This is a genomic window from Cryobacterium sp. TMT4-31, from assembly GCF_004403385.1.
GTDB lineage: Bacteria > Actinomycetota > Actinomycetes > Actinomycetales > Microbacteriaceae > Cryobacterium > Cryobacterium zongtaii.
This window is the reverse complement of sequence record NZ_SOGI01000008.1, coordinates 38,967-65,065: the sequence shown is the minus strand read 5'-3', so window position 1 is coordinate 65,065 and position 26,099 is coordinate 38,967. Positions and strand designations below refer to the sequence as shown.

At 68.0% G+C, this 26,099-nt stretch carries 26 protein-coding genes; 9 read left to right on the top strand and 17 right to left on the bottom strand.

From position 1 onward, the window contains the following. Window positions 1–2 precede the first annotated feature (2 nt). Both E3T19_RS01465 and E3T19_RS01460 read right to left on the bottom strand, forming a co-directional pair. Window positions 3–1,652: a nicotinate phosphoribosyltransferase gene (locus E3T19_RS01465; RefSeq protein ID WP_134407907.1), complete on the bottom strand. Its 1,650-nt coding sequence runs from the start codon at window positions 1,650–1,652 to the stop codon at window positions 3–5. Next, entirely contained in the window at window positions 1,652–2,476 is an 825-nt protein-coding gene (locus E3T19_RS01460; RefSeq protein ID WP_134407906.1) for a phosphoribosyltransferase family protein, read from the bottom strand. Before E3T19_RS01460 ends, E3T19_RS01465 begins: the two co-directional genes overlap by 1 nt. A 205-nt stretch (window positions 2,477–2,681) precedes the next feature. Here E3T19_RS01460 and E3T19_RS01455 point away from each other — a divergent pair, with 205 nt between their 5' ends. After that, entirely contained in the window at window positions 2,682–3,692 is a 1,011-nt protein-coding gene (locus E3T19_RS01455) for a DUF2804 domain-containing protein (protein WP_241979911.1), read from the top strand. Window positions 3,693–3,762: 70 nt separating this feature from the next. Further along, window positions 3,763–4,002 carry a hypothetical protein gene (locus E3T19_RS01450; RefSeq protein ID WP_088457632.1) on the top strand — a complete coding sequence of 80 codons (240 nt, stop codon included), beginning with the start codon at window positions 3,763–3,765 and terminating at the stop codon, window positions 4,000–4,002. Between the two features lie 25 nt (window positions 4,003–4,027). Here the strand turns inward: E3T19_RS01450 and E3T19_RS01445 are convergent, their stop codons facing one another. The 8 genes from E3T19_RS01445 to E3T19_RS01410 form a co-directional block, all read right to left on the bottom strand. Continuing rightward, window positions 4,028–4,912, bottom strand: a complete 885-nt coding sequence (locus E3T19_RS01445) for a carbohydrate kinase family protein (protein ID WP_088457633.1) — start codon at window positions 4,910–4,912, stop codon at window positions 4,028–4,030. Between the two features lie 69 nt (window positions 4,913–4,981). After that, a complete protein-coding gene (locus tag E3T19_RS01440; protein WP_134407904.1) occupies window positions 4,982–5,443 on the bottom strand; it encodes a GNAT family N-acetyltransferase in 462 nt (153 codons plus the stop codon). A 67-nt stretch (window positions 5,444–5,510) separates the two neighbouring features. Beyond that, on the bottom strand, window positions 5,511–6,350 hold the full coding sequence (locus E3T19_RS01435) for an ABC transporter permease (RefSeq protein WP_103479995.1): 840 nt from the start codon (window positions 6,348–6,350) through the stop codon (window positions 5,511–5,513). After that, a complete protein-coding gene (locus E3T19_RS01430; RefSeq protein ID WP_088457636.1) occupies window positions 6,347–7,354 on the bottom strand; it encodes an ATP-binding cassette domain-containing protein in 1,008 nt (335 codons plus the stop codon). The genes E3T19_RS01435 and E3T19_RS01430 overlap by 4 nt, the downstream gene beginning before the upstream one ends. Before the next feature lie 31 nt (window positions 7,355–7,385). Next, window positions 7,386–8,231: a DUF4097 family beta strand repeat-containing protein gene (locus E3T19_RS01425; RefSeq protein ID WP_088457637.1), complete on the bottom strand. Its 846-nt coding sequence runs from the start codon at window positions 8,229–8,231 to the stop codon at window positions 7,386–7,388. A 139-nt stretch (window positions 8,232–8,370) separates the two neighbouring features. Continuing rightward, entirely contained in the window at window positions 8,371–8,859 is a 489-nt protein-coding gene (locus E3T19_RS01420; RefSeq protein WP_088457638.1) for a toxin-antitoxin system HicB family antitoxin, read from the bottom strand. 59 nt (window positions 8,860–8,918) lie between these two features. After that, on the bottom strand, window positions 8,919–9,635 hold the full coding sequence (locus E3T19_RS01415) for an MBL fold metallo-hydrolase (RefSeq protein WP_134407903.1): 717 nt from the start codon (window positions 9,633–9,635) through the stop codon (window positions 8,919–8,921). A 43-nt stretch (window positions 9,636–9,678) separates the two neighbouring features. Beyond that, window positions 9,679–10,179, bottom strand: a complete 501-nt coding sequence (locus E3T19_RS01410) for a DUF6328 family protein (RefSeq protein ID WP_134407902.1) — start codon at window positions 10,177–10,179, stop codon at window positions 9,679–9,681. A 199-nt stretch (window positions 10,180–10,378) separates the two neighbouring features. Between E3T19_RS01410 and E3T19_RS01405 the strand changes: the two genes are divergently transcribed. The 3 genes from E3T19_RS01405 (at window position 10,379) to E3T19_RS01395 (ending at window position 12,802) form a co-directional block, all read left to right on the top strand. After that, complete coding sequence (locus E3T19_RS01405) at window positions 10,379–11,044, top strand: GAF and ANTAR domain-containing protein (protein WP_134407901.1); 666 nt, start codon at window positions 10,379–10,381, stop codon at window positions 11,042–11,044. 7 nt (window positions 11,045–11,051) lie between these two features. Continuing rightward, window positions 11,052–11,807 carry a GAF and ANTAR domain-containing protein gene (locus E3T19_RS01400; RefSeq protein ID WP_103460260.1) on the top strand — a complete coding sequence of 252 codons (756 nt, stop codon included), beginning with the start codon at window positions 11,052–11,054 and terminating at the stop codon, window positions 11,805–11,807. Between the two features lie 74 nt (window positions 11,808–11,881). After that, window positions 11,882–12,802, top strand: coding sequence for a 5'-3' exonuclease (locus tag E3T19_RS01395; RefSeq protein WP_134407940.1), 921 nt, complete (start codon window positions 11,882–11,884; stop codon window positions 12,800–12,802). 48 nt (window positions 12,803–12,850) lie between these two features. Here the strand turns inward: E3T19_RS01395 and E3T19_RS01390 are convergent, their stop codons facing one another. Beyond that, window positions 12,851–13,831 carry an NAD(P)-dependent alcohol dehydrogenase gene (locus tag E3T19_RS01390; protein ID WP_134407900.1) on the bottom strand — a complete coding sequence of 327 codons (981 nt, stop codon included), beginning with the start codon at window positions 13,829–13,831 and terminating at the stop codon, window positions 12,851–12,853. Beyond that, window positions 13,828–14,547: a DUF4386 domain-containing protein gene (locus E3T19_RS01385; RefSeq protein ID WP_134407899.1), complete on the bottom strand. Its 720-nt coding sequence runs from the start codon at window positions 14,545–14,547 to the stop codon at window positions 13,828–13,830. The genes E3T19_RS01390 and E3T19_RS01385 overlap by 4 nt, the downstream gene beginning before the upstream one ends. Before the next feature lie 112 nt (window positions 14,548–14,659). On the opposite strand from E3T19_RS01385, the gene E3T19_RS01380 reads away from it, so the two are divergent. After that, the gene (locus tag E3T19_RS01380) at window positions 14,660–15,373 is read left to right on the top strand and encodes a TetR/AcrR family transcriptional regulator C-terminal domain-containing protein (protein ID WP_134407898.1); all 714 of its coding nucleotides are present in this window, start codon (window positions 14,660–14,662) and stop codon (window positions 15,371–15,373) included. Window positions 15,374–15,380: 7 nt separating this feature from the next. Here E3T19_RS01380 and E3T19_RS01375 read toward each other — a convergent pair whose 3' ends face one another. Continuing rightward, window positions 15,381–16,730: a permease prefix domain 1-containing protein gene (locus E3T19_RS01375; RefSeq protein ID WP_134407897.1), complete on the bottom strand. Its 1,350-nt coding sequence runs from the start codon at window positions 16,728–16,730 to the stop codon at window positions 15,381–15,383. Then, window positions 16,730–17,092 (bottom strand): PadR family transcriptional regulator, encoded by a 363-nt coding sequence (locus E3T19_RS01370; protein WP_088457647.1) that lies wholly within the window; start codon window positions 17,090–17,092, stop codon window positions 16,730–16,732. The genes E3T19_RS01375 and E3T19_RS01370 overlap by 1 nt, the downstream gene beginning before the upstream one ends. A gap of 259 nt (window positions 17,093–17,351) precedes the next feature. On the opposite strand from E3T19_RS01370, the gene E3T19_RS01365 reads away from it, so the two are divergent. The 3 genes from E3T19_RS01365 to E3T19_RS01355 all read left to right on the top strand — a co-directional run bounded on the left by E3T19_RS01365 (window position 17,352) and on the right by E3T19_RS01355 (window position 21,595). Continuing rightward, window positions 17,352–18,527, top strand: coding sequence for an alcohol dehydrogenase catalytic domain-containing protein (locus tag E3T19_RS01365; RefSeq protein WP_103460254.1), 1,176 nt, complete (start codon window positions 17,352–17,354; stop codon window positions 18,525–18,527). 110 nt (window positions 18,528–18,637) lie between these two features. Further along, the gene (locus tag E3T19_RS01360) at window positions 18,638–20,257 is read left to right on the top strand and encodes an HNH endonuclease signature motif containing protein (RefSeq protein WP_134407896.1); all 1,620 of its coding nucleotides are present in this window, start codon (window positions 18,638–18,640) and stop codon (window positions 20,255–20,257) included. 45 nt (window positions 20,258–20,302) lie between these two features. Continuing rightward, the gene (locus tag E3T19_RS01355; protein ID WP_134407895.1) at window positions 20,303–21,595 is read left to right on the top strand and encodes a GNAT family N-acetyltransferase; all 1,293 of its coding nucleotides are present in this window, start codon (window positions 20,303–20,305) and stop codon (window positions 21,593–21,595) included. Between the two features lie 4 nt (window positions 21,596–21,599). Here E3T19_RS01355 and E3T19_RS01350 read toward each other — a convergent pair whose 3' ends face one another. The 3 genes from E3T19_RS01350 to E3T19_RS01340 form a co-directional block, all read right to left on the bottom strand. Beyond that, complete coding sequence (locus E3T19_RS01350) at window positions 21,600–22,133, bottom strand: NUDIX hydrolase (RefSeq protein WP_088457651.1); 534 nt, start codon at window positions 22,131–22,133, stop codon at window positions 21,600–21,602. A 108-nt stretch (window positions 22,134–22,241) separates the two neighbouring features. After that, the gene (locus tag E3T19_RS01345; RefSeq protein WP_134407894.1) at window positions 22,242–25,073 is read right to left on the bottom strand and encodes an esterase-like activity of phytase family protein; all 2,832 of its coding nucleotides are present in this window, start codon (window positions 25,071–25,073) and stop codon (window positions 22,242–22,244) included. A gap of 214 nt (window positions 25,074–25,287) precedes the next feature. Then, window positions 25,288–26,037 (bottom strand): SDR family oxidoreductase, encoded by a 750-nt coding sequence (locus E3T19_RS01340; RefSeq protein WP_134407893.1) that lies wholly within the window; start codon window positions 26,035–26,037, stop codon window positions 25,288–25,290. Window positions 26,038–26,099: the final 62 nt, after the last annotated feature.

Here is a 26,099-nt window from a genome sequence, read left to right as displayed (position 1 = left end):
CGCTAGGCCGCCTTCTGCTGGTTGGTGTTGCGCTTGGAGCGAGCGGTCCGCTCTGCCTTGAGGGTGGCACGGACGTCAGCGAACGACTGGTGCTTGTAGAAGTACCCATCCTGCCAGACGACCTCGAGAAGGCCGGACTCAGCCTCTTCAGCTGTCTGTTCGTCGACCTGGTAGATCTCACCGTTCTCGTCGCGGTGGAGGGCAATGCGACCCTTGGCACTCTTCTTGCCGCCGGCACCGGTCTTCGGATCCTTCTGGATATCGGTGGAGACTCCGTCGACCATGCCCCAGGTCGCCTTGACAGCTGATCCCAAATTATCTCTGGTGGCCATCTGGTAGGTAAAGCTGCCGATGCCAAACACTACGTTGGTCGACGCCCACCCCTTGGCCTCGAGTCGCTGCATGATGCGCAGGGCGCGGTCGAGGTTGATGCTGTCGCCGTAAATGACGCCGATGTGGGGGTCGAGAACCTTGTAGCCCTGGTCGTTGACGGTGTAGCCGAAGATGTCTCCGAGGAGCTCCACGACGCCCCGGGCTTCGTTCGGCATGCGACCGCGCGACTTCTCGTGCTCGTAGTAGCGGGCCTTGTCGAGGCGGGCGTCGCTCCGGTCGTCGGCCACGTCCTCATCGGTCATGTGGGCGTTGTATTCACCGGTGACGATGTCGACTGGGTCGCCGGAGTCGGGGCGGATGACGAGCTTGCCGTCACGGGCGAGGATGCGGTTCTTGAGCCGTGGGAGCACCTCGGTGATCGCCGTGAAGAGGTCGTACCCGTCAGCGACGGCAGAGACGATGCCGGTCGGGAAGGTGTCGAGGATCTGTTCGAAGGCCTCGAGTTCGCCCTTCTGGCCGCGGACGCACATGACGGAGTGTTCGGTCGCGGGGACCGACGCTGCAACCCAGCCGTTGTCTCCGGGGTAGTACCGGCTGATGTGGTCAATGGAGGGCATCGAGTCGGTGCCAAGGAAGCTGGTGAGGTGGCCTGCTCCGCTGGCTGCGGCACTACCGATGGAGCTCTGACCGCGCATCGAGAAGTCGTGAGCCTGGAAGTCAACTCCGGCGAGACCGGCGGGGTCGGTGCGGAGAGCCCACTTCTCGAGTAGCTCGCGGTATTCAAGGGCGATGGTAGCAACGGTTCCGGGGTGCCAGATGGAGGCGCTCAGCGGGGTTTCGATGTAGTTGGGCAGCCAGTAGAAGGCATCGTGGGTGTTCTCGATGGTGAGGGTGGCAACGCCGATGGGAGCCAGCGTTCCTTCGGGCAGCGCCTTGATCTTCAGCGGGAGGTAGCCGAGCTTGTGGAGGGCTCGGATGTGTTCGCTACCGATGGGGTTCGGGCCGAGGTAGTTGGTGAGTGCCTCTTCGTAAAGGGCGACGACAAGATCCTCATCTGCTTCGAAGAATGCTCTCCACGTCTCCACGAGGTAGCTCTGGATAAAGGACTGCACGCCGAAGACGACGGCGTGGGTGGATCCGGGCATGTACTTGTTGCTGCGGTTGGTCCAGTTGATCAGGATGCGAGTCGTGCCGGTGTTGTTTCCCCGGCCGCTGCCGGCCTGCGGGTACAGGGCCCGGTGCGAAAGCTTGTAGCCGTCGGTGTCGAGCAGCGCAGCGATCGGGCTGGCGGTGGTGATGCGTTGTGCGAGGCGAGGCATTAGTGGGTTCCAATCATGTAGGGGATGACGGGGATGACGCGGGCCGCGACATCGGGGTTGTAGGCACCGGGGTGTGAGTCGGTGGTGATGATCTCGCCATACGAGTCGTTGAGGTCGGCGGCGGCTCCGGAGAAGATGCCGTGGGAAACGAAGAGGCCGAGCTGTTCGCGCGGGAGACCGGTAGCTGCGGCCAGGCCGCGGAAGGTGCCGCCTCCGTCTGCAATGTCGTCCACCACGAGGTATTTGCCGTCGGCCGGCAGGTCGGGGCACTGGAAGTTGCTGAGGGAACCGGTAGCTTCAACACGGTCCTTGGTGGCGGTGTATAGCGGCAAGTGGAGCGCGTGGGCGGCGTGGCCGGCGCGGACGGCGGCACCCTTGTCCGGGGCGATGATGCCGGTGTACGTCGTGTCGTAGCCGCCGACGGCCCGGCGAACGAGGCGGGTGCTGTCGATGATCTGGAGGTTGTTTATGAGCGCGGGCATGACCGGCGAGTGCGGGTCGAAGCAGATGACGTGGTCGGCGCCGATGTCGTTGATGAGGCCGGCGTAGGCCTTGGCGCCGAAGGGGAGGCCGCGGTCGGCGCGGGCTCCGGGGAGGTAGGGGATGTAGGCGGTGGCCACTCCCCCGGCTGCGTGGACCATCTCGGCCCACATCTTCGCGGCCACGTAGTCGTTGGCGTCGGCTCCGCGGATGATGCAGTGCTCGTTCTGCTCGGCGCCGGTCCCGCTGTCCTTGAAGTGGCGTTCGCCACCCGGGAAGGTGAACGGTACGAAGCACGAGTCGACGGGAAACCCGTTGGCCTGTGCGCGGAATGTGATGCTCATGTGTCGTCCCTCTAGTTTTCGTCTGTTTGACGATTACTAAACTGTAGCAGGCGCGGGGCAGTAATATTCGGATTGACGAAAACTATTTTCAGGGAGACCCTATGCACGGATGGTGACGGATGGGGTGGCATTTGCCTGGCTCTTCGACGTCTTCGTCGACCCTGCAGCACCATTAGATTCAGATGACACCAATGAAGGAGCACGCGTGAATCGCACGATCGTCGAGCGCGAGATCACCGAGCCGGTTTCGCTGTGCCTGCCCGACGGGCGGCTCAACCCCGCCGCCGTCGGTTGGAGCAGAAGGCCTCTGCACGACACTGCAGGCATCGACGGCCGCAGCAGTTGGGGCCGCAATAAGCGCTGGGAGTATTGGGGCGTCACCACGCCCACCCACATCGTGACTCTGACCGTCTCCTCGCTCGACTACGCAGCGGTGCACAACATCCTGATCTACGACCGCGTATCGGGAACGACGATGGAACGCGGCGCCGTCGCACCGCTGGGATCCAGTGCCACCCTGCCGGCATCCCTCGGCGCCTCATCCGCCCGGGCGCGCACCCGGTCGCTCACGATCGACATCGACGAGGTACCCGGCGGCACCCGCCTGCGCGGTCGCGGCGCGCGGGTGGCCTTCGACATCACCGCCGTGCGTCCGGCCGGCCACGAGGCGCTGGCCGTCGTGGTTCCGTGGTCCAAGAGCCGCTTCCAGTACACCGTCAAAGACGTGGCCCGTCCGGCCGAGGGCTGGGTCGAGGTCCAGGGTGACCGGTTTGAGCTTCCCGCCGGCGACAGTTGGGCGGTGCTCGACCACGGCCGCGGTCGCTGGCCGTACAAGATGACCTGGAATTGGGGCGCGGCGTCGGGAATCGTCGACGGACGCACCATCGGCCTCCAGCTGGGCGGCCGGTGGACGGACGGAACCGGTTCGACCGAGAACGCGGTGCTCATCGACGGAACGCTCCACAAGGTCAGCGATGAACTCGACTGGGTCTACGACGAAGCCCACTGGCTCGCCCCGTGGCGAATTCACGGAGGGAGCCTCGACCTGCGTTTCGACCCGTTCTGGGACCATGCCAGCAAGACCGAGCTTCTGGTCTTCGGCAGCCGCGGTCACCAGTGTTTCGGCCACTATTCAGGCTGGGTCGACACCGATCTGGGACGCATCCGGGTCGACAGTCTGTTGGGCTGGGCGGAAGACATCCGCAACCGTTGGTGACACCTCGACCAGCGCTCGGAGCTTCGTGAGGCACAATGGTCCCCACGAGATTCTGCCAACGGAGGACAGCATGCCCGGCGACACCCAGGACGAACCGATTCAGGCCCAGCACAGCACAACCGAAGACGACAAAGTGGCGGGCATCCTGCTGCAGCAGGAAGCGGACCTGGCCGGTCACGACGAGGCCCAGGTCTTGGTTGCATTACGCCAACGCTTCGCCGACGGCGGCCACCAGGTGACTGACGAGGCCCTTCAGGAGCACGCCCGTCGCATCGCGGGCCTCGAACCGAACGCCTTCTCGAAGGAGTAGGCGCATCGCCCCCTAACCCCCCGAGCTAGGGAACCAGCGTCTCCAACGCCGGGTGCAGGTGTTTCGTGCGCAGAGCAACTGTCGCCTGGTCGGCGCCCGCGGCGAGCGCCGCCTCCGTGGAGGCGCCTGACAGGGTGGCGTCGAGAAAACCCGCGAAGAACGCATCGCCGGCGCCGTTCGTGTCCCGCACCTGAACGGGCACGGCAGCCACCCGGTGCAGGCCCTCGGCGTCGACGGCCATCGCGCCCTCTGCGCCGAGCGTGCACACGACGGCCGTGGTGCCGGCCGCCACACGGGCCCGCATGAACGCCGACGGATCGCTCATGCCGTCGGCATTCATGAAGATGTAGTCGGCCGCCCGAATGAAGGGCTCGTGGAACTCGGACCGGCCGTCGTAGTCGTGGACATCGGTCCAGACGGGGACGCCGGCCGCGATAGCCGTGGGGAGCAGGGCTCGGGAGGTTTCGGAGAGGTCCATCACCAGGGCCGCGGCACCCCGGCTCAACGCCGTGAACTGGGCGATGTCGGGTGCGGTGAACGCCGGCACCGAGAGGTACACGGACACCCGCTCCCCCGCCCGGGTCATCAGGTTCAGGTGTCGTTCGCCGGCACCCGGCACCACCGACGCGGTCACCTGGATTCCCGCCGCCTCGAGAACGGAACGCACCCGTCCTGATGCGTCGTCGTCGCCGAGCAGGGTCTGGCATTCGACAGCCCGCCCGAGCCCGGTCAGGTGCAGCGCCTTACCCGCGGAGGTGCCACCGACGGTCTGGAAATCCTCGAGGGCGAACGTGACGTGCGGGCGCGGCTCCGGCAGCTGGTCGAGGTAGACGAGCGTGTTCCACGACACCGGTCCGCATACAACGATGTGACCCGCGCCGATGGCGCCCCCAGCGGATGCTCTGCTCATCCGCTCAGGCTACGGCACGGCCGCTTGGCGACTCGATGTGCCACAGCCGGTGCGGATTTTTGCCGGTCCCTACCCGGCTCGGAGCGGGCGAGACCACGCAACCTCACGGCTGAGCTGGCCGGATTGGACGAAGTGTTGCACCTGGTGGGTACCGGCGAGCGCCCTGGCGAGGTCGTCGCGGTCGGCAGCCTCGAAGCCCAGTTTCTGCCAGAAAGGCCCGGACCGTCGACTGAACAGCCACGCCCGCTGCGCTCCGCTTTCAGCAGCCCGCGCTAGGGCGAACAGGGCCAGCCGGGTGCCCTCGCCGGTTCGCTGGGTGAGTGGATGAACCGCCACGCTCCGAATGAGCGCGTGCTGCTGGTCATCGCTGAGCTCGAATCCCGTGCACGCCACGATGCTGCCGACCGCATCCCGTTCGATCCAGAGGTGCACCGTGGGAGCGTCAAGCCCGCTCAGCGTCAGATCTACCTCGCGGAGGAAGTCGGTCAGGTCGGCCGTATCGCCGGGCGACACTGGGGTGAGGGACGACATGGGCCCAGGTTACTGGGGCGGTTCATCGCGATCCGCAAGTCAACTCGCGAGAGCCCGGGCGGCGTGACTAGGAACGCACCGACTTGCGCTCGTAGATGATCATCGACCAGGCGTAGCCGATGACCGTGATCACCACGCACCAGCCGACCGCGAGCACAGCGTTCCAGCCGAGCGGGGTGCCGAGCAGCAGCCCGCGGAGGGTCTCCACGATCGGCGTGAACGGCTGGTACTCCGCGAACCACTGCAGCCCGGCCGGCATCGACTCGGTCGGTACGAAGCCGCTGCCGAGGAACGGCAGCAAAACCAGCAGGAGCGGCAGGTTGCTCGCCGTCTCCACCGATTTGGCCTGCATGCCCATCCCCACGGCGATCCAGGTGATCGCGAAGGCGATCAGCGCGATCAGGCCGAAGGTGGCGAGCCACTCGATGGGGGTGGCGGTGGGCCGGAACCCGATCAGCACACCGACGCCGAGCACCAGCGCGACGGCGATGATCGCCTGGATGGTGTTGCCGAGCACGTGCCCGGCGAGCACCGCCGCGCGGGAGATCGCCATGGTGCGAAACCTCGCGGTGATGCCCTCGGTCATGTCCATCGAGACCGTCGTGGCAGTGCCGCCGGCGGTGCCGGCTATGGTGATCGCCAGGATGCCCGGCATCACGTAGGCGAGGTACGCCGCCCTCCCGCCGGCCGGGTCCACGCCCGGCAGGCCGGCCCCGAGGGTGCCGCCGAAGACGAACACGAACATGAGCAGGATCACCACCGGACCCACGATGGTGAACACTGACAGGCCCGGGTAGCGAATCATGTGCAGCAGGTTGCGGCGCAGCATTGTGATCGCGTCGGTCACGACATAGGACCGATGACGGCTGCCCTGCACGGTCGGGCGCGGGGCGGTGATGGTGGTCATGAGTCTGTTCCCTTCGAATCGGCCCGGCCGGACGATTCCTTCGTGCCGGTCAGCGCGAAGAACACGTCATCAAGGTCCGGGGTGTGGATGCTGAGGTCGTCGACCTCGAGATGGGCCGCGTCGAGGCGGTCGAGCACGGCGCGCAGCGCGCCGACGCCGCCGGCGCTGGGCACGGTGAGCACCAGTCCGGCGTCATCACGAGCAGAGCCGTCACGAGCAGAGCCATCGCGAGCAGAGCCATCGCGAGCCGACTGATTGAGCAGGCGGGCGGCGGTGTCCAGCGCCGCGGCATCCGCAAAGCGAAGCCGGATGTGACCGCCCGGTACGAGGCTCTTGAGCTCGTCGGGCGTGCCGTCGGCGACGATGCGACCGCCGTCGAGCACCGCGATGTGGTCCGCGAGCTGGTCCGCCTCCTCGAGGTGCTGGGTGGTGAGCAAGACCGTGGTGCCCTCCGACACCAGGCCACGCACGATGTCCCACATGGTGTGCCTGCTGCGCGGGTCCAGGCCCGTGGTGGGCTCGTCAAGGAAGATCACGCTCGGCGCCTGGACCAGGGTCATCGCGAGGTCGAGGCGGCGGCGCATGCCGCCGGAGTAGGTGGCGAGTGGCTTGCGCGCGGCCTCGACGAGGTCGAACTCCTCGAGCAGTTCGGCCACCCGCGACTTCGAGCGTTTCGCGCCGAGGTGACGCAGCCGGGCCATCAGCAGGAGGTTCTCCTCGCCGGTGAGCAGGCCGTCGACAGCGGAGAACTGGCCGGTGAGACCGATCGCCGCGCGCACACCGTCGGGGTCGCGCGAAACGTCGCATCCCGCGACGGTGAGGGTGCCGGCATCCGCCCGCACGAGCGTGGAGAGGATGTGCACGGTGGTGGTCTTGCCGGCGCCGTTCGGGCCGAGCAGCGCGGTCACGGTGCCCGCCTTCACGGTGAGGTCGACGTCGTCGAGAACGGTCTTGCTGCCGTAGGACTTACGCAATCCCTGCACGGCGATCGCGGTGGTGGTCATGATGTTCTACCCTTCGCTTCGGTGCGCGCACTCAGCGCGCGCGGTGGATGCCGATGTCGCCGAACGCGGTGCGCGCACGCACTGCCACGGTCTGCTCGGACGGGTCTGGGGCACTGTCGCCGTCGAGCTCGTTGCGCAGGCGGCCGTTCTTGGAGGCCAGATCGAGCCAGGCGGGAACGCCGGGACGCACACCGATGCTGACCTGGCCGAAGCCGCTCTCGACCTGCACCGACCCGCTCGAGATCTCTCCGAGCTGGATACTGCCATAGGCGGTTTTCGCCGACACGGCGGCGAGCGCCCGGGTGATCTCGAGGTCGCCGTAGGAGAGCTTCGCGTCGAGATCGCCGCCGGACTCCCCCACCGAGATGTTGCCGTGCGAGGCCTTGAGGATCGCGTTGCCGGTGACAGTGCCGATCCGGAGCTGACCGTGATCGGCGGTGATCTCGATGTCTCCCTCGGCGGCGCCGACGGTGGCGTTGCCGTTGCCGGCGCGCAGCCACAGGTCGCCGGTGGTATCGACCTCCGCCGCACCGTTCGAGCACTTGATCCGGGTGGCGCCGAGGCGTCCGGTTGCGCGCACATTGCCCGATGAAATCTCGGCCGTGAGCCGCGATCCCGTCGGCAGCTCGATGAGCACGTCCACCGACTCGCTGGGGCCGATGATGCTGAAGCGGGGCTTCGGGCCGGTGACGGTGAGGCGCTGGCCGTCGAAGTCCACTCTGGTCTCCTCGGCACCGCGGCGGTCGACTGCCCTGGCCGGGCTGGTGGGTGACACCGTCACGACGGTGTCGGTTCGGTCGCTGGCGACGACGTCGATTGCGCCGACCGGCAGGTGGATGGCGAGGTCGATGGGGTTGGGGGTGTCGTAGGTGGGCATGCTGATGCGTCCCTCTCTGTGGGCTATGCAATTCAGGGCTGTGCAATTCGGGGCTGTGCAATGTGGTGCTGTGCAATGTGGGTACGACGGACCGACCCCGCGGGTGCGCGTGGTTGGAGTGTTCAGCGTGCTGGGCGGGTTAGCGCGCCCAGCCCGCGAAGTTGTCGCCGGTGCGCAGGGTGCGCTGCACGGAACGGCGTTGCTTGGGTTGCAGAGCGGCCGCCGTCGCACGCACCAGCCAGGTGTTCACCGACAGACCATCGGCCGCCGCCGCTTCGTCCACCCGCGCCTTGAGGGCGTCCGGCAGACGGAGGGTGGTGCGTGAGGTGCTCGCTTCGTCGAGGTCGACGGATGCTGCGGGCCGCTCGTCGCTCTCCGGCTCGGTGTTCGGCGCGGTGACGACGAACTCGATCTCACGACCGCGCAGCCGCAGGTCGACGGAGCCGGGGGCGAGGTCGCGGGTGATTTCGCCCACCGCGGCCGACAGCACGTCGAGGAGCACGAGCCGCGCCGCTGCATCCAGCCCGGCGGCGAGGCGCTCGGCGACGGCGCGAGTGTCCTCCGCACCGTTCTCCGCGGCATCCACCAGCTGACGCTGAAGGTCATTGACGTACGGTCCAAGTTCCATGCCACCATCATGACACCACGATGGTGTCACGTCAAGCATTGATGGTGTCAGAGTTGGCGTCAGACCCGGGCGGCCCTCTCTACGGCGGTGACGGCCGCCGCAACGCCGGCGTTCCACGGGGTGCCGTGTCCGGGCAGCACCCAGGTGGCCCCCGTGGGGAGAATGGCGCGAAGCGATGCGATCGCCTGCTCCGGCTCATCCGTGAACGGCGCCGGCTGAGGCCCCGTCTTGCCCGTGAGTACGTGACGGGTCGTGAGCCCATCGCCCACGAAAGCGGCGTCGGCAATCGGCACATGGATCGCGATGCTGCCTTCGGAATGCCCGGGCAGGCCGATGATTCGGGGCGCACCGGGCAGGTCCAGCGTGTCTCCGTCGTTCGCGTCCACGGTCTCGGTCAGGTAGGTGGTGCGCATCCCGCCCTTGCGCAGGGAGTACGCCGCGAAGCCCAGAGTGGCGCCCAGCTTCATCGACTGGCGGCCGTTCGCCGGCTTGGGGCCACCCTTCGCGCGAGCCGCGTCGCCCGGGTGAACGTAGACCGGCACGCCGTGATCGCGCCGGAGCCGTTCGGCAAAGCCGACGTGATCGCCGTCACCGTGCGTGAGAATGACGCCTTTGACGTCGCTGAGGGTGCGCCCCATGCCGGTCAGCTCGGCGAGGAGGTCCCGCCACTGGCCGGCGAGTCCGGCATCGATCACGGTCACCCCCTCGGGAGTGTCGACGAGGTAGGCGGCCACGATGTCGTTGCCGATGCGGTGAAGGTGCGGTCCTAGTCTCATGATGGCTCGACCGTACCGCTCGTGACGCCGATCGGCCAGGATGTCAGGCCGAACGACGGATGATGCGCGGCACCACAATCCAGAGCAGCGCGACAACGACGAGGATGAACACCGCGAAGGCCACACCCCACGCCCGGCCGAGCACCAGATCGAAGATGAGCAGCCCGATGCCGGCGACCGTGATGGCGACCCCGGCGAGCGTGGCCTGCACGAAATAGTCGGTGTACCGGATGATGCGGCTCTTCGCGTGCTTGCGGAACAGCACTCGATGCAGGCTCACCGGAGCCAGGCCCACCAGGGTCGTCAGAACCGAGGTTGCGACCAGGACCAGATAGATGTCGCGCTGAAACGCATCGAGGTCCTCGAACCGGGATTGGAAGACCGCGGCCAGGAGGAAGCCGGTGAGAATCTGGGTTCCAGTTTGGATGACCCTGAGCTCCTGGAGCAGCTCATTCCAGTTGCGGTCCAGACGCTCATTCGGGGTTTCGCCGCGACCGTCAGGGGCGCCGCCGGGTACGTCCGGAACCGGAGAGGAGTGCGACATGGGCTGAACCTTCCGTGAAGAGAACCGGCAGCATCGGCCGCCGCGGGTCGGGACTCACGAGAGTACCGCCGGGCATCCGGGATCGCAGCCGGTTCGGACTGGTCGAGCCGGGCCAGACAGGACTAACGTTGACCTTAGGTTCGGACTCGTTTCGATGACACGTGCCCTTTTGACACTATGGACACGGCTGGCGGTGCTGATGAGTGAAGTCTCGGGGACACCCCGAATGACGGGCGGGCAGCTGGCCTCCCCGTTCCTGGAACTCCTGCCGATCACGGGTGCGGCCATTTCGGTGATGGATCAGGACCGCCGCGCCTCGCTGATCCACGCCACCGACCCCACGGCCGCTCGGTTGGAGGAGATGCAATTCGATCTGGGTGAAGGTCCTCAGTTCGATGCGTTTCGGACCGCATCGCTCATATCGGTTCCCGACCTCGCGCTGACCGACCGGTGGCCGGCATTCCTGCGGAGCGCTGCCGAGCTGACCGTGGGCGCCGTCTTCACCTTTCCCCTCATGCTGGGAGCGGCCTGCACCGGCACTGTCACCTGTTACCGCACCACCCCCGGGGCCCTCGATGACCAGGCCGCCGCACTGGGCACTTCCCTGTGTCGCGCCATCGCCGGGCCCGCCTTCCGCCGTGCGATAGTCCTCGCCGAACACGAATCATCCGACGATGAGGCACCGATCGAATCCCGGCGGGAGATCCACCAGGCCACCGGGATGGTTCTCGGCCAGCTGGATATCAACGCAACGGATGCTTTCTCACGAATCCGGGCCTACGCTTTTTCTAGCGGATATACCGTCCAAGAGATTGCCCACGCCGTCGTCAGCCGGCGCCTCAATTTCGCAGAGCTCCCAGAGTAGGTATGACATGCACGCCATAGACCACGCGGCTGACAACACCCGTGAAGAAAGAATCAACGACGCGTTTGTGCGCGTGGCCGGCAGCCTGGTCGCCGACTACGACATCGTCGATCTGCTGTCCACCCTCGTCTACACCTGCACCCAGCTTCTCGACGTACAGGCAGGCGGCATCCTCCTGGCCGATGGCACGGGGATGCTCGAATTGGTGGCCTCGACCAGCGAAGAGGCTGAAATCGTCGAGGTCATGATCGTCGCCGCCGGCGCCGGCCCATGCATCGACTGCTACCAGACCGGGGCGGTGGTGAGCGTTCCCGACATCGAAACCGACCCCCGCGACTGGCCGCGGTTCCGCCGCACCGCCCTCGACCAGGGCTTTCGGGCCGCCCACGCCACCCCACTCCGGCTGCACGGCGAGGTCATCGGCGCGATGAACCTGCTCAGTACGGAGGCCGGCGCGCTCAGCGACCGAGACGCCCAGCTCGCCCAGGCCTTGGCGGATGTCGCGACAGTCGGCATCCTGCACGAGCGCAGTTTCCGGCAGCCCGAGGTTGTGGCCGCGCAGCTCCACCTCGCTCTGGACACCCGGATTCTGGTGGAGCAGGCAAAGGGGGTTCTCGCCGAGGTGCGCTCCTGCACCATGAGCGAGGCCTTCGACGCCCTCCGCGACTACGCCCGCACACACGCGGTCACCCTGCGCGCTGCGGCGGCCGGTGTGGTGAACCGCAGCATCTCCGCCGAGGCACTGGTGGCCCAGGCACGCTAGCGGCGCGGCCGGCCACTGCGCCGGTTCCTCAGGTGTGGCAAGATGCGGCCGTGACCACTCAACCCGAGCGCCGGATGCTCCTTGACACCGCCTCCCTGTATTTCCGCGCGTTCTACGGCGTGCCGGACTCGGTGCGCGCACCCACCGGTGAACCGGTGAACGCCGTGCGCGGGTTGCTCGACATGATCGCCCGACTCGCCACCGAGTTCCAGCCCACCGAGATCGTGGCCTGCTGGGACGACGACTGGCGGCCGCAGTGGCGGGTCGATCTCATCCCCACCTACAAGACCCATCGGGTCGCCGCCGAGCCTTCGGTGGCTGCCGACCCCGCAATCGAGGTTGTGCCCGACCTGCTCACCCCGCAGGTGCCGATCATCCGCGAGGTGCTCACCGCGCTCGGCACCCCGATCATCGGCGCCGCCCAGCACGAGGCAGACGATGTGATCGGCACCCTCGCCTCGCACTCGTCGATCCCGGTGGACATCATCACGGGCGACCGGGACCTCTTCCAGCTCGTCGACGACACCCGGGACGTTCGGGTGATCTACACCGGCCGCGGCATGGCCCGGCTGGAGCTTCTGACCGACGCGACGCTGACGGCCAAGACCGGCGTCACTCCGGCGCAGTACGCCGACTTCGCCGCCTTGCGCGGCGACGCCTCCGACGGCCTGCCCGGCGTGGCCGGGGTGGGCGAGAAGACCGCGGCCACGCTGCTGGCCGAGTACGGCGACCTCGACGGGATCGTGGCGGCGGCGGCCGACCCCGATGTGAAGTTGGGCGCCTCCGTGCGCGCGAAGATCCTCGCCGCCGCGGACTACCTCACGGTGGCCCCGACCGTGGTGAACGTCGTGCGTGACCTGGACCTGCCGGACTTCGACGCCCGCATCCGCCCCAGCACACCCGAGCAGAATGCCGAGCTGGAGCAGTTGTCGGCCACGTGGGGGCTCAGTTCGTCGATGCAACGCGCCCGCGAGGCCCTGGCCGCGTTGGCCTGAGCGCGTGGCCTGAGCGCGTTTGCCTGAGCCACATCGCCTGAGGCCGGTCTAGCTCGATCCGGCGATGCGCAGCACAACACTGCCCCGCTTGTGGCCGGCGTCGACGAAGCGGTGCGCGGCCACGATCTCGTCGAGGTCGTAACTGCGGTCGATGACCGGTCGCAGTTTGCCCTGCTCCGCGAGGCCCACGAGAAACCGAAGGTCCTCGGCCCGGTAGTCGACGCCGCTGGCGCTGACCAGCTTGCCGCTCCTGCGAGTGCGGGACCTCGCGCGCAGGAGACCGGTGAGGTCGGTGATGACGGCCAACAGGGCTCCGCCGGGGGTGATCAGCCGCTGCACCCTGTCGAAAGACGCGTTACCGACGCAGTCCATGATCACGTCGTAGGTGTCGGATCCGGTCGTGAAGTCCGAGCTCTCGTAGTCGATCACCCTGTCGGCGCCCAGGTCGGTGACCAGGGCGGCGTTCCGCGCCGCGCAGACCGCGGTCACGTGCGCACCGAGGTTCTTGGCCAGTTGCACGGCCGCGGTGCCGACGGCTCCGGATGCCCCGTTGACCAGCACCCGCGCGCCCGGCTGGATGTCGGCGCGGTTCAGGAAGACCCTCGCGGTGATGCCGCCGAAGACGAGGGCGACGGATTCGTCGAAGCCCAGGCCGGCCGGCTTGGCGGTGATCGGTCCGTCCTGCCCGATCCGGGCATACTCGGCGTGGCCGCCGAACTTCGCGCCGAGCATGGCGATGACCTCGTCGCCGGGCGCGAATCTGGTGACCTTCTCCCCCACCGCTGCGACGACCCCGGCGGCGTCCATGCCGAGCACCCGCCGGCGGGGCCTGAAGAACCCCAGGCCGGCCCCGGCCAGGAGGCCGAGTCCCTTCGGCACGTCGTGGGAGCGGGCCCGGTGGTCGGCGGCGCTCACGGTGCTGGCGAGCACCCGGATGAGCACCTCCTCCGGCCCGGGCGCCGGAGTGGGGATCTCCTCAACCGAGACAACGTCGGCGGGGCCGAACCGTCCGTAGACCGCGGCCCTCACGAGGTCGCCCCAACCGGGTCGGCGCCGACTCGGCGCTGCGGCATCCGCTCGACGGCGGCGGTGTTGAAGCCCTTGAGGATAAGCCAGAGTGCGAGCGACACCTCCCAAGCGAACACGGGCAGCGCAACGAGCAGCCCGGTCGGGGAGAACTGGCCGTACAGGCCGAAGATCACCAGCACCGTCGAGATGGTGATGATGGCCCCGCCCACCAGGCCGAGTACCGCGATGGCGCGAGGCACGAGGCGGGAGGTGAACATCAGGGAGGCCAGCAGGATCGAGCCGACGCCGAGCGCGAAGCCCGGGCCGAACAGCAGGGTGCCGTCTTGCAGGGCCAGCAACGCGGCGGCGACGGCCTCAAGCGCGCTGTCATCAACACTGGGCGGCTGCTGCCGCAGCATCAGCACCGTGAGCAGGCTGAGGGTGCCCACCAGGATGATCGCGGCCTCGAGGATGCGCGCGGCAGCGTAGGCCAGCGCCAGCGTCGGACTCTGGCGGCGGAGCACCGGATAAAGGACCACCCCGGTGCCGACCACGGCGATCACCAGCACGACCTCGAACAGCACGCCGACGGCCACCATCGGGTCGCGGCCGGCACCGAGGACATAACCGGGCGTGTTGAGCACCGGGGCATAGAGCAGACGACCGACGATCGCGCCGACTTCGGTGAGGAGAAAGAGTACACCGGCGAGAATTGCGGTTCGGCGGATGGGAGACATGAGAGCTCCTTCAAGGTTGAGGTGTACGGCGTACACTCGGATGCAGCGACTCTAAGGTGTACGCTGTACTCCTGTCAATGGGCAGGACTGATCTCGTTCATAGGGAGCTCACATGGCTCAAGTTCTGGTGGTCCCGCGGGTGCGCCTCAACCGTGATCGGGTGCTGCAGGCCGCCGTCGGGCTTGCCGATCAGGCCGGTATCGAGGCGCTGAGCATGCGCCGGCTGGCCGAGGAGCTCGGCGTTGTGCCGATGGCTCTGTACAAGCACGTGGCGAACAAGGACGAGCTGCTCGACGGCATGGTCGAGGTGATCGTCGCCGAGATCGACCCGCCGGCCCCGGACACCGAGTGGAAGGCCGCGGTGCGACTGCGGGTGCTCTCGGCCCGCCAGATGTTGTTACGGCATCCGTGGGCCCGGTCGGTGCTCGAGTCGCGCACCACGCACACCCCGGCGGTGCTGGACTACCTGGAGTCGACGATCGGGATGTTCCTGGCCGGCGGGTTCTCGGCGGACCTCACCCACCACGTGATGCACGCCCTGGGCAGCCGCATGTGGGGGTTCACCCAGGAGCTCTTCGACGCATCCGCCGACCCGGCCCGGCCACCCGTCGACCCCGCCGTGCAGGCTGCCCGAATGCAGACGATGGCGGAGCGGTATCCCCACATCCTGCAGATCAGCACTGCGGCGGCCCACGACGATTCGGTCGTAGCGCACGGCTGTGACGACAGGTTCGAGTTCGAATTCGCCCTCGACCTGCTCCTGGACGGCTTCGAGCGCCTCCATGTCTCCGGCTGGTCATCCGGCCCGGTCACCCGCACCGCCTAGCGCGGAATCAGGCGAAACCGAAGACCAGCGGGAAGACCGCGACCACGACGAGCGCCCAGAGCCCGTATATCGGGAGGTACCGGGTCTGCCAGTGTTCGAGCGCCGCGAACGGGTGTCGCCCTCGCAGGAACCCGATGGCGAGCCAGGCCGCACGCACCAGGTGCACGAGGAGCAGCAGGTTGAGGCCCAGCGCGGCGATCTTGTTGGGGCTGAAGCCGAACTCGGTGATGCGCGTGAGCATCGCGGTGAGCATCACGGCGTCGACAGCCAGGGCCACGATCACCAGCACCAGCTGGAGCACGTCGAAGACGCCGGGCCGGGCGAGGGAATCGCGGGCGGAGATCGAGTAGAGCAGCAGGCTGAGCACGAGCACCAGGATGGCGTTCATCAGGATGAGCAGGTAGCGGTCGACGGCGCCCAGCCCGCCGGCGGTGGCCAGCACCGCGAGCACGGCCAGGAGCATGATGATCGTCAGCGGGGTGAACACCCGGGTGAGCACCGGGGCGATGTTCTCGACCACGTTCTGCTTGGCCTCGACCAGCCAGGCGGCCACGACGAGGGCGCCGGGTATCGCGAGCGGCAGAATCCAGCCGGTCAGCACCGGACCGGGATCGACGCGCACGGCGGACAGCACCGCGACGGTGAGCCCGATGAGCACGGCTCCGCCGAGGGCGAGCAGCGTGTAGTAGATCGCGAGCTCGCCGGTGAACCGCACGAAGTCCATCCGTCGGGCGTCGGAGCGCCAACGGCCGCCGACGTAGGCGATCCCGACCAGCATCCAGAGCAGCACCGGGGCGTGCAGCGCGGCGAGCAACTCGGTGGAGCCGCCGGCGGCAAACGGGTAGACGTTGAGCAGCACCGCGAGGGCGGCGAACGAGACGATGAGGGTTGCCGCGACGGGCAGGGTGAGCCGACGCTTCCAGCCGAAGTAGGCGGCGAGGAACGGGAACACCAGCAGGCCGAGGTTTCGGACCAGGCCCGTGCCGCCGTCGGACCAGGTGAGGCCGGCCTTGACGGCCAGGCCCGCGCCGAGGGCGAAACCGACCACCACGGCGAGTTCCCGCCGGGCCGGCGCGCGGCTGTCGCCGGCGGCGTCGGGCAGGAGCACGAGTTGTTTCCAGAGCCTGTCGGAGTGCTCCCTGGCGAATTCGCGGGACACGGCGTCGAGGTTGCCCAGCCGCTTGATCGCCACGAGGAAGGCCTCGTCGTGGTCGAGCCCGGTGGCCAGCAGGTCTTCGATCTGCTCGCGCAGGTGATCTTCCAGCTCCTCCACGTCGGCGGTGGCGATGGCCTGGCGTCGCTGCACGTAGCCGCGCCAGCTATCGATCTGGGGTTCCAGGTCGGCGTCGAGGTCCATCAGGCCCACCCCTCCGTCACGGCCGTCGGTCGGGGCCGGTCCTGCCAGACCTGGCGGAGGGCATCCGCCACGACGGTCCACTGCTCCTGCCGCTCGGCCAGCTGTTCCCGGCCGAGGTCGGTGATGGCGTAGTGCTTGCGCCGGCGGCCCACGTCGGAGGTGCCCCAGAGCGAGGTCACGTAGCCGAGCCGTTCGAGGCGGTGCAGCAACGGGTAGAGCATCCCGTCGGTCCACTGCATACTGCCGCCGCTGAGATCGCTCACCCGCTTGAGGATGGCGTAACCGTAGAGGTCGCCGTCCATCAGAATCCCCAGCACCAGCGGGGTGGCCGCGGCGGCGACCAGGTCTTTCTCGATGCGCATGGCGCCTCCTATACCTAGAGCTGCAATGCATGAACCCTAGCAGTTCTAGGTATGGGGATGGAAGCGACCACTGCCCGGCTGCGGCCGCGCACACCCGTTGGTGCGACGGTGAATTTCCCGATTCGTCACGCCTCGGCGCCAAGCCTGGAGATACGTCCAGCTTCCTTGAGTTTCTCGTCTGCCTGAACAAGGCTGGTCAGATTCGCCCCACCCGGGCGGCACCGCAACCGCGGCCCGATCGTACAAAGAAGAGGACACCGTGAAAGCACTCACCTGGCAGAACACCAAAAAGGTAGAGGTCATCGAGGTCCCCGATCCGGTCATCGAAAAGCCCACGGATGTGGTCATCCGCATCACGTCAGCGGCCATCTGCGGTTCAGACCTGCACCTGTACAACGTGATGGGGCCGTTCCTGGCCAAGAACGACGTTCTCGGCCACGAGAACATGGGCATCGTGGAGCAGGTCGGCGCCGCGGTAACCACCCTCTCGGTGGGCGATCGGGTCGTCATCCCGTTCGTCATCGCCTGCGGTGACTGCTTCATGTGCAACCAGGGCCTCACCACCCAGTGCGAGACCACCCAGAACCGCGACTCCGGCACCGGCGCCAGCCTCTACGGCTTCAGCGAGCTCTACGGATCGGTTCCCGGCGGCCAGGCCGAGCGCCTGCGGGTTCCGTTCGCGGACTTCAACGCGGTCAAGGTCGGCGCGGACCTGCCCGACGAGCGCTACCTGTTCCTCAGCGACATCCTGCCCACCGCCTGGCAGGGCGTGCAGTACGCGGATGTGCCCGCCGGCGGCACCCTCGCCGTGATCGGCCTGGGCCCCGTGGGCCAGTTCGCCAGCCGCATCGGACGCCACCTGGGCTTCCGGGTGCTCGGTGTGGACCCGGTGCCGGAGCGCCGCGAGATGGCCGCCCGGCACGGTGTGGAGGTGTTCGACCTCGACGACGACATCGTCGCGATGCTGCGGGCGACGACCGACGGTCGCGGCCCGGACTCCGTCGTTGACGCCGTGGGAATGGAGGCGCACGGCAACCCCGCCGCCGCGTTCACCCAGTACGCCGCAGGGCTGCTGCCGGATGCGGTGGCCAAGAAGGTCTTCACCACGGTGGGTGTTGACCGCCTGGCCGCGCTGCACATGGCGCTGGACCTTGTACGTCGCGGCGGCACGGTCTCGGTGAGCGGCGTGTACTCCGGTGTGGCCGACCCGATGCCGCTGATGAATATGTTCGACAAGCAGATCCAGCTGCGGATGGGCCAGTGCAACGTGCAGCGCTGGGTCGGCGATCTGCTGCCCCTGGTGGAGGACCCCACCGACCCGCTCGGCGTGATGGACCTCGTCACCCACCGGGTGCCGCTGGATCGCGCCCCGGAGATGTACGAGACCTTCAGCGCCAAGGACGACGGCTGCATCAAGGTCGTCCTGACCCCCTGATTCCCTCTCGCGAACTGTGAGTCAAGCCCCAGAATCTCGCGATTTCTGGGGCTTTTCTCACAGCTCGCGGAACCTTCTGCAGTGTCAGTGGTAGGTGAGACGATCTCATCATGAGTAACCCCGACCAGGCAGTACCGCCCGCTCCGGATGATGACCACCACTCTCCGGAGTCCGCTCCACCTGGCTCCACCCCCTCCCCCGTCGACCCGACCGCTTTCGGGCCGCACGTCCCCAACCCGGCCCTGGACGAGTTGGTCTGCTCGGAGCTGGCCCGCCGCACCGAGCTGATCGCGGTCGAGGCCCGCGCCATTGCGCAGGCGCAGGCCCGGCAGGCCGAGTTCCTCGTCGCCCTGCAGGGCTGGAGTGAGGACCCGCTCGTCTCCTCGCGCCTGCACGGCAACCCGGAGAGCATCCGGCTGGCCGACGTGAACGCGGCCACCCTGACCGAGGACCAAGCCCGCGCGGCCGCCTACAACCGGTGGGACGACCGGGACGTGGCCCGCCGCACGATTGTCAGTGAGACCGCCTGCCTGCTGCGCCTGTCTGAACGCACCGTGGAGCACCTGATGGACCAGTCCCTCTGGCTCCTGGCCGCCCCGGCGACCTTCGAGGCCCTCTCGACCGGAGAGATCAGTTACCGGCACGCCACCGCGCTCGTCGACCAGATGCGCACCCTGCCGATGGAGGACCAGGCGGCGTTCGAAGAGAAGGTGCTGCCCGAGGCCAAGCGCCTGCCGGTGGGCCGGTTCATCGACAAGGCCCGCCGGCTACGGGAGCGGCTGCACCCGGAGTCGATCGTGACCCGCAGCACGAACGCCCTCGCCGAACGGCACAGCCGCTGGGAGGCCGCCCCGGATGGGATGGGCTGGTTGCACTGGTACGGCACCGCCCACGACACCAAGGCCGCCTACGACCGGATCAACACGATGGCCGTGAAGCTCAAGCACCTCGGCGACCCGAGCCCGGCCGACCAAACGGATGACGCCAGCAGCAACGGTGCCGCCTTCGGCATCGCGCAGGACCCGGCCGACGACTCCCCGACCCGCACCCTCGACCAGCTCCGCGCCGACATCACCGCCGCCCTGCTGCTGGACGGAATCACGCCCGACGGGATGGGCGCCGGCATCCGCGGCACCGTCATGGTCACCGTGCCCGTGCTCACCCTGCTGGGGTTGGACGAGGAACCCGCCACCCTCGAGGGCTACGGGCCGATCTCGCCGGAGGTCGCAAGGGAGATCGCCGGGCACGCACCGAGCTTCACCCGGCTGCTGACCCACCCGGAGACCGGGGTGGTGCTCTCGCTCGGCAAAACCCAGCACAAGAACACCAAGGCCATGAAGAAATACCTGCGGGTGCGCGACGAAACCTGCCGGTTCCCGGGCTGTTCCCGACCCGCGGTGACCAGCGACGTCGACCACACCGACCCCTGGGCCGGCGGCGGCAACACCGACTGCGACAACCTCGCCCACCTTTGCGAACCCCACCACCGACTCAAACACCTCAGCCAGTGGCGAGTCACGCAAGAACCCGACGGGATCCTGCACTGGACCTCGCCCGGCAAACGCAGCTACCGCACCGACCCCGCCAACCCGATGGGACCACCCCGACCCCGACCACCGGTCGCCGGGCCCAAGACCCGGAAGCGGCCCGCCGACGAGAGTTACCTGATGCCCCGGCAGCGGCCGAGTCGGAAGCCGACCCCACCGGTGCCCGAGAACCCACCGTTCTAAGCGGTCACCGAGTGGCCCAAGGCTGGTATCCCTAGACTCGGATCCATGTCCTTGATCAACGCAGATTACGAGATCCGTCGGTTTGAGCCGGCAGCCCCAGGCGAGCCCGGATACCCCGAAGCGACAGCCTGGGACAGCGCAGTCTCGTTCGGGTTCCATGAGGAGCGCAGCAGCGACGAGCGGGTTCAGGAGTCCATCGCCAGGAGCCGTGTGGACGGCGCCGTCTACACGGGCGCCTACCAAACCGGCCAGCCGGCCCCGCATTCGCTGGGCAGCGACGTGCCGGTGGCCACGTTCGGCACCCAGCCGAGCACGCTCAACATCGGGTTCGGCAGGTTGCTGGATGCGCATCTGATCACCGGCGTGACAGTGCGCACCTCCCACCGTCGTCGCGGGCTGCTCCGCCGCATGATGACCGAAGACCTCACCCTGGCCAAGGGCAACGGCATCGCGATCGCCGCCCTCACCGCGTCTGAGGCGTCGATCTATGGCCGTTTCGGTTTCGGTGTGGCCACTTCGGAGCAGAGCATCACGGTGGATACCAGCGCCAAGTTCCGGCTCGACCACCTGCCAGTGGGCTCTGTGGAGGTCGCCGACCCCAAGGTCCTTCTCGAGCTGGCGCCACGGGTCTTCGCCCGGCTGCACGGCGAACAACCGGGGTCCATCGGCCGTCAGGAGTTCTACCGCCAGCTGGCCGCCGGGGCGTCGAGCCGCGAGGGCGGCCCCGATGCCAAGGTGAAGGCGGCCCTGCACTACGCGCCCGACGGTTCGGTCGACGGCTATGTCTCGTACAGATTCGGCGGCTGGGACAAGACGCCCGCGACGATGGAGATTGTGGACCTGGTGGCCGCCACCCCGGCGGCCTACCTGGAGCTCTGGCAGTATCTGGCGGCCATCGATCTGGTGGAGCGCGTCACCTGGAACGAGGCGCCGGCGGACAACCCGCTCACTTGGGCCTTGACTGATCCGCGATGTGTGTCCGCGACGAACCCGCGGGACCTGCTCTGGTTGCGCATCCTCGATGTGCGCCAGGCACTCGAAGCGCGCCAATTCGCCACCGACGGCGCCGTGGTGCTGAGAGTCACCGACGGGCTGAGTCTCACGGCGGGCACCTTCTCACTGAAGGTGCAGGGCGGCACGGCGCAGGTCACCGAATCAACCTCGGCGCCCGACCTGGACCTGGACATCGCCGCGCTCTCCTCGATCTACCTGGGCGCGGTGAACCCCGTGTCGCTGGCGGCGGCGAACAAGGTGCGCGAACACACGTCGGGTGCAGCGTTCCTGGCCGCCAGGCTCTTCGCCGTCGAGCGGCCCGCCCACTGCCTGACGCACTTCTAGCGGATCAGGCCTGCCGGTCAAGCAGCACGTAGGTATAGGCCGCGATGGTCGCCGCATCCACGATGTCGCCCGCGCGGATCATGCGCCGGAAGTCGTCTTCGCTGAACCAGCGGTGCACCATGTCCTGCTCGGTGATCTCCCGCTCCGGCGGGCCGGGCGTCAGCTCGGTGGCCAGATACAGGTCGCAGCCCTGGCTGCTGTGCCCGTAGGCGCTGTAGAAGTGCGCCAGGTGTCGCACCTCGCCGGCGCGCATCCCGGTCTCCTCCTGCAGCTCGGCGCGAGCCAGGTCCTCCTGGCTGCCGTCGTTCTCACCCGGCCAGGAGCCTTGCGGGAACTCCCAGGCCCGCCGCCCGACGGTGTACCGGAACTGCTCGACCAGCCAGAACCCGCCGTCGACATACGGCACCACGATGGCAAAATCGGGCTTGTCGATGACGCCATAAATGCCCTGCGACCCGTCCGGGCGGCGCACGATGTCTTCGCGCACGGTCATCCAGGCGTTGCGGTACACCTCACGGGTTGAAACGGCTTCAGTCATGGGGCCATTCTCGCGGGTTCCCCGCACGACCCACAACGAGGCAGAGGAGGCGCCCCGACGTATCGGGGCACCTCCTCGACGATCTGGCCGCGGGGCGACCGGTGCGGCTCAGGCCCGCTGACGGCGGCGGATGAGCAGAGTGCCGGCTCCGGCAGCCAGGAGCGCGAGTGCGCCGCCGATCATGGGGGCCAGCGAGCTGACCCCGGTGTTGGCCAGGGCCGCGGTGGCGCTCTTGGCCGCCACCACGGTGAAGGCGATCTCGGCGGTCTCTCCGTTTGCGGCCGTCACGACGATGCGGTGCACGCCCGCTTCGGTGTTGGCCGGGATGGTGACAGTTCTGCTGAAGGCGCCCGCAGCATCCGCCGTGACAGCACCGAGTCGCACCGGTGCCGAGTGCAGCACGACGTTGAGCTCGGCGTTCGCGGCGAAGTCGCGACCGGAGACGCCAACGGTGCTGCCCGCGGCCACCCGCAGGTCGGCGTCTGCGAGAGCGACGGATGGCTTGCGTGTGGTGGTGCCGGTCGGAGCCGGGGTCGGTGTCGCCGTCGCCGTCGCCGTCGGAACCGGGGTGGCGGTGGGCGTCGGTGTTGGCGTGACGAGGCCGAAGACCTCGGTCGCGGTTCCGAGGTTGAGGAAGACCGTTTCGCCGGTGGCGTCCTTGAGGCCGTCGTTGTCGGTGACCGCGTATACGTTGCCGTCGGCGCCGATGGTGAGGCCCTCGAGCTTCTCCTGGGTCCAGCCGTTGGTGGCCGCAAGGTCAGGCAGCACGTCGTGGGCGAGCGTTTTGGGCAGAACAGGCAGCGTACCTGCGGCCGGGTCTGCCTCTGGAACGGTCACGGTGTAGATGCGCTTCACCGCGGCGGCAGGGCCGTTGAGCTTGTCTCGCTCGATGACGGCAAGGGTGCTCTCGTCGACCGCGACGATCTCGGACAGGCCCATCCAGTCGCCGCCGCCGGCGGCTGCCTCCAGCTGGTAGCCGAACCAGGTCCAGCTCTGCTCGGTTACGTCGTAACGACCGATCCGGGTGACGCCCTCGCCGTCCACGGTCGTGGTGGGCTCGGCCGGGTCTGCCCAGAGCGGACGCTGCACGGCAACGTAGAGCTGTTCGTTTCCGGCCGCGTCGGTGGTCGCGGTCACGCCCTCGAAGCCCCATTTGGAGATGTGGTCGGAGATCTCCGTGGGCAGCGACACCTTCTCCTGCACCCCACCCGCGGCATCCGTTCGGTACAGCGCATTGCCATCGCCGGTGGCACCCTCGGCGGCGAGCCAGAAACCACCCTGTTCACGCGCGTGCAGGCCCTCGATGTCGAGCACGGCCGGCCTGCCGTTCTCGGTGACCACCAGGCTGTCGTCGATGCGCGCGGGCGCGGCGGTCACGTCGACCGTGAAGATCGTGCTCGGCGAGACGGCGGAGTCACTCGCCGTGTAGATGTGGGCGGTGTCGCCGGGCTTGGCGCTGAGCGCGCCGAGCGCCTGCCAGCCGATCGGCAGGCCGTCGACGTCGTCGGAGACGATGCTCGGCTGGCCCGCCGAAGCGTTACCGAGCGTGCCATCCCCGAGCTGGTACAGGGCCACCGAGGCGCGCACGCCGACGCTGGCGTCGTCGGTCTCGCTCGAGGCGACGAGCAGGTTGCGGCTGGGCACGGCCAGCAGGCCCTCTGGCCCGTTGGTGGCGAACACCATCTGCTGATAGACCGGCTTCACAGGGTCGGAGAGGTCGTAGACAGCCACGAAGTTGCTGCGCTCGGAGGCGACGAAGCCGTACCTGGTGCCGTCGATGGTGGAGACCATCAGTCCCTCGGGCTCGCTGCCCTTCTTGTCGGCGCGGCTGTCGGCGTACACGCCATTGGCCACAGCGAGGTGCTCGAACGAGTTTCCGGCGTCCCAGGAGACGTCGCCCGTGCTGGCGTCGAAGATCGTCCAGCCGCGAGTGCCGCCCTTCCAATCACCCTCGTTGGCGGTGGCCAGGTGGGTGTCGTCGACCCAGGCGATCGAGTCGGGCTCGCGCGGGACATTCGTGATCTGACCGGTGAGGTTGATCACCTTGTCTTTTTTCGTGTCGATGCCGGTGACAGTGGCGGTGCCGGCGCTGAAGACCTTGGTGATCGCCCTGGTCGGCAGGTCGATGAGCGCGATGCCGTTGTTCTCCTGCAGGGTGACCGCCAGCTGGTTGGCGCTGTTGATGGTCACATATTCGGGCTCGGGGTCGGTGGGCGAGTCCAGGCCCGCGGCCACGAACGAGGACAGGGCGGCGCCGTCGGCGGCAACCAACGGCACCGGGGTGGTCACCCAGCTGGTGGGGTCGGCGTTCAGGTCGATCACCTGAACGAACCCCGCGGGCAGTTGGGGCAGGTCGCCCTTCTTACCGGCTGTGGGAGTGAAATCCTCGTCGCGCTGGTTCTCGATCGCGATGGCCGCGTATTTTTTGTCGGCGCCGATGGCGATGGAGTCGGGCTGGCCGCCCAGGTCGATGCTGGTGACCAGGCTGCGGTCGCTGATGCGGATCACGTCGAGCCGGCCGGAGGGCGAGACGAAGTCTCCGCCGCTCTCGTCGACGACTACGAGCACGTAGTCGCCGTACACGGCAACGGAGGTGGGCTGGTCATCAGCGTGGCCGAGGTCGGCCAGGGAGATGCTGCCGGCGCCGACGGGGTTGTTCACGTCGGTGATGTCGAGGAAGCCGATGCGCTTGCCCGGGGCATCCGTGTAGATCACGGTCTTGCCGTCATCGGTGACGCCGGAGATCTCCGCGGCGGTGGTGTCGGCCGCGTCGGCTCCCGCGGGTGCGTTGAGGTAGACCGGGTAGGTGGCGGTGCGGTGAAACGCCGAGGAAGTCGGGGCCGGCGTCGCGGCGAGCGCCGGGGCGACGACCACGCAGCTGGCCATGAGTGTGGCCCCCACGATCAGGGTGGCGCGGCGGGCGGTTTTCGAGAGTGGCATGGCTTCCCCTGGATCACGAACGTGGTCTGTACGTCTTCACATGTACCCACCGAGCGTGACGGCGGCGGGCGACCTGTGGATGACCCGCGGGAGTCTCGCAGGCGACGGCACGGTGTACGTCAGGCAAACCGGTCGCGGCGCGGCGGTGCGGGTTCGAGCAAGCGGATGCGGACCCGGGCAGCCGCGCCCGGGTCCGCATCCAGCCCGAGGGGGGTTACCAGGCGACGGGTCCCTGAACGTCGGTGAACGTGCCGGTGGGGCCATCCGCATCGATCGTGGCCATGCGCACGGCGGATCGTGCGCCCTCGGCCGGGGTGAGTACGCCGCGGTGGTTGTTCAGGTCGGTCGCGACGAAGCCGGGGCAGACGGCGTTGACCAGGATGCGCTCGGCGACGAGGGCCCGGGCATACATCATGGTTACGGCGGTCAGTGCGGTCTTCGAGGGTACGTAGCCGAGGGCGATCGGGTCGGTGTTCGCGAAGTCGGAGATCGCCGCCAGTGAGCCCGCGCTGCTGGATACGTTTACGATTCGCGGGGCCGCCGACCGGCGCAACATCGGCAGGAACGCGCTGGTGACGGTGATTACCCCGAACACGTTCGTCTCGAAGACGTAGCGCACGTGGTCGACATCGGCGGTTTGGGGCATCTGGCCAGCGAAATCAGCGCCGGGCCGGTGGCTGATGCCGGCGTTGTTGATCAGGGCGTCGAGGCGCCCGAACCTGGTCTGGATGGTCTCGGCTGCCGCCTGCACCGATGTCGGGTCGGTGACGTCGAGGGCAACCGCGGTGACATCGCCGCCGGTTGCACGCAGCTGGGCAGCGGTCGCTTCGCCTCGCTCGAGGCTCCGGGCGCCGATGACCACGGTGTGGCCGAGGTGGGCGAGCTGGGCGGCGATTTCGCGCCCGATTCCTTTGTTGCCGCCGGTGACGAGGGTGATCATGGGGTTGGTCCTGGGGGTGGTCATAGGTGCTCCTTCAGTGCCGAAACGATTTGTGCGGCACAGCTCAGCCTGACGACCGTGGCCGG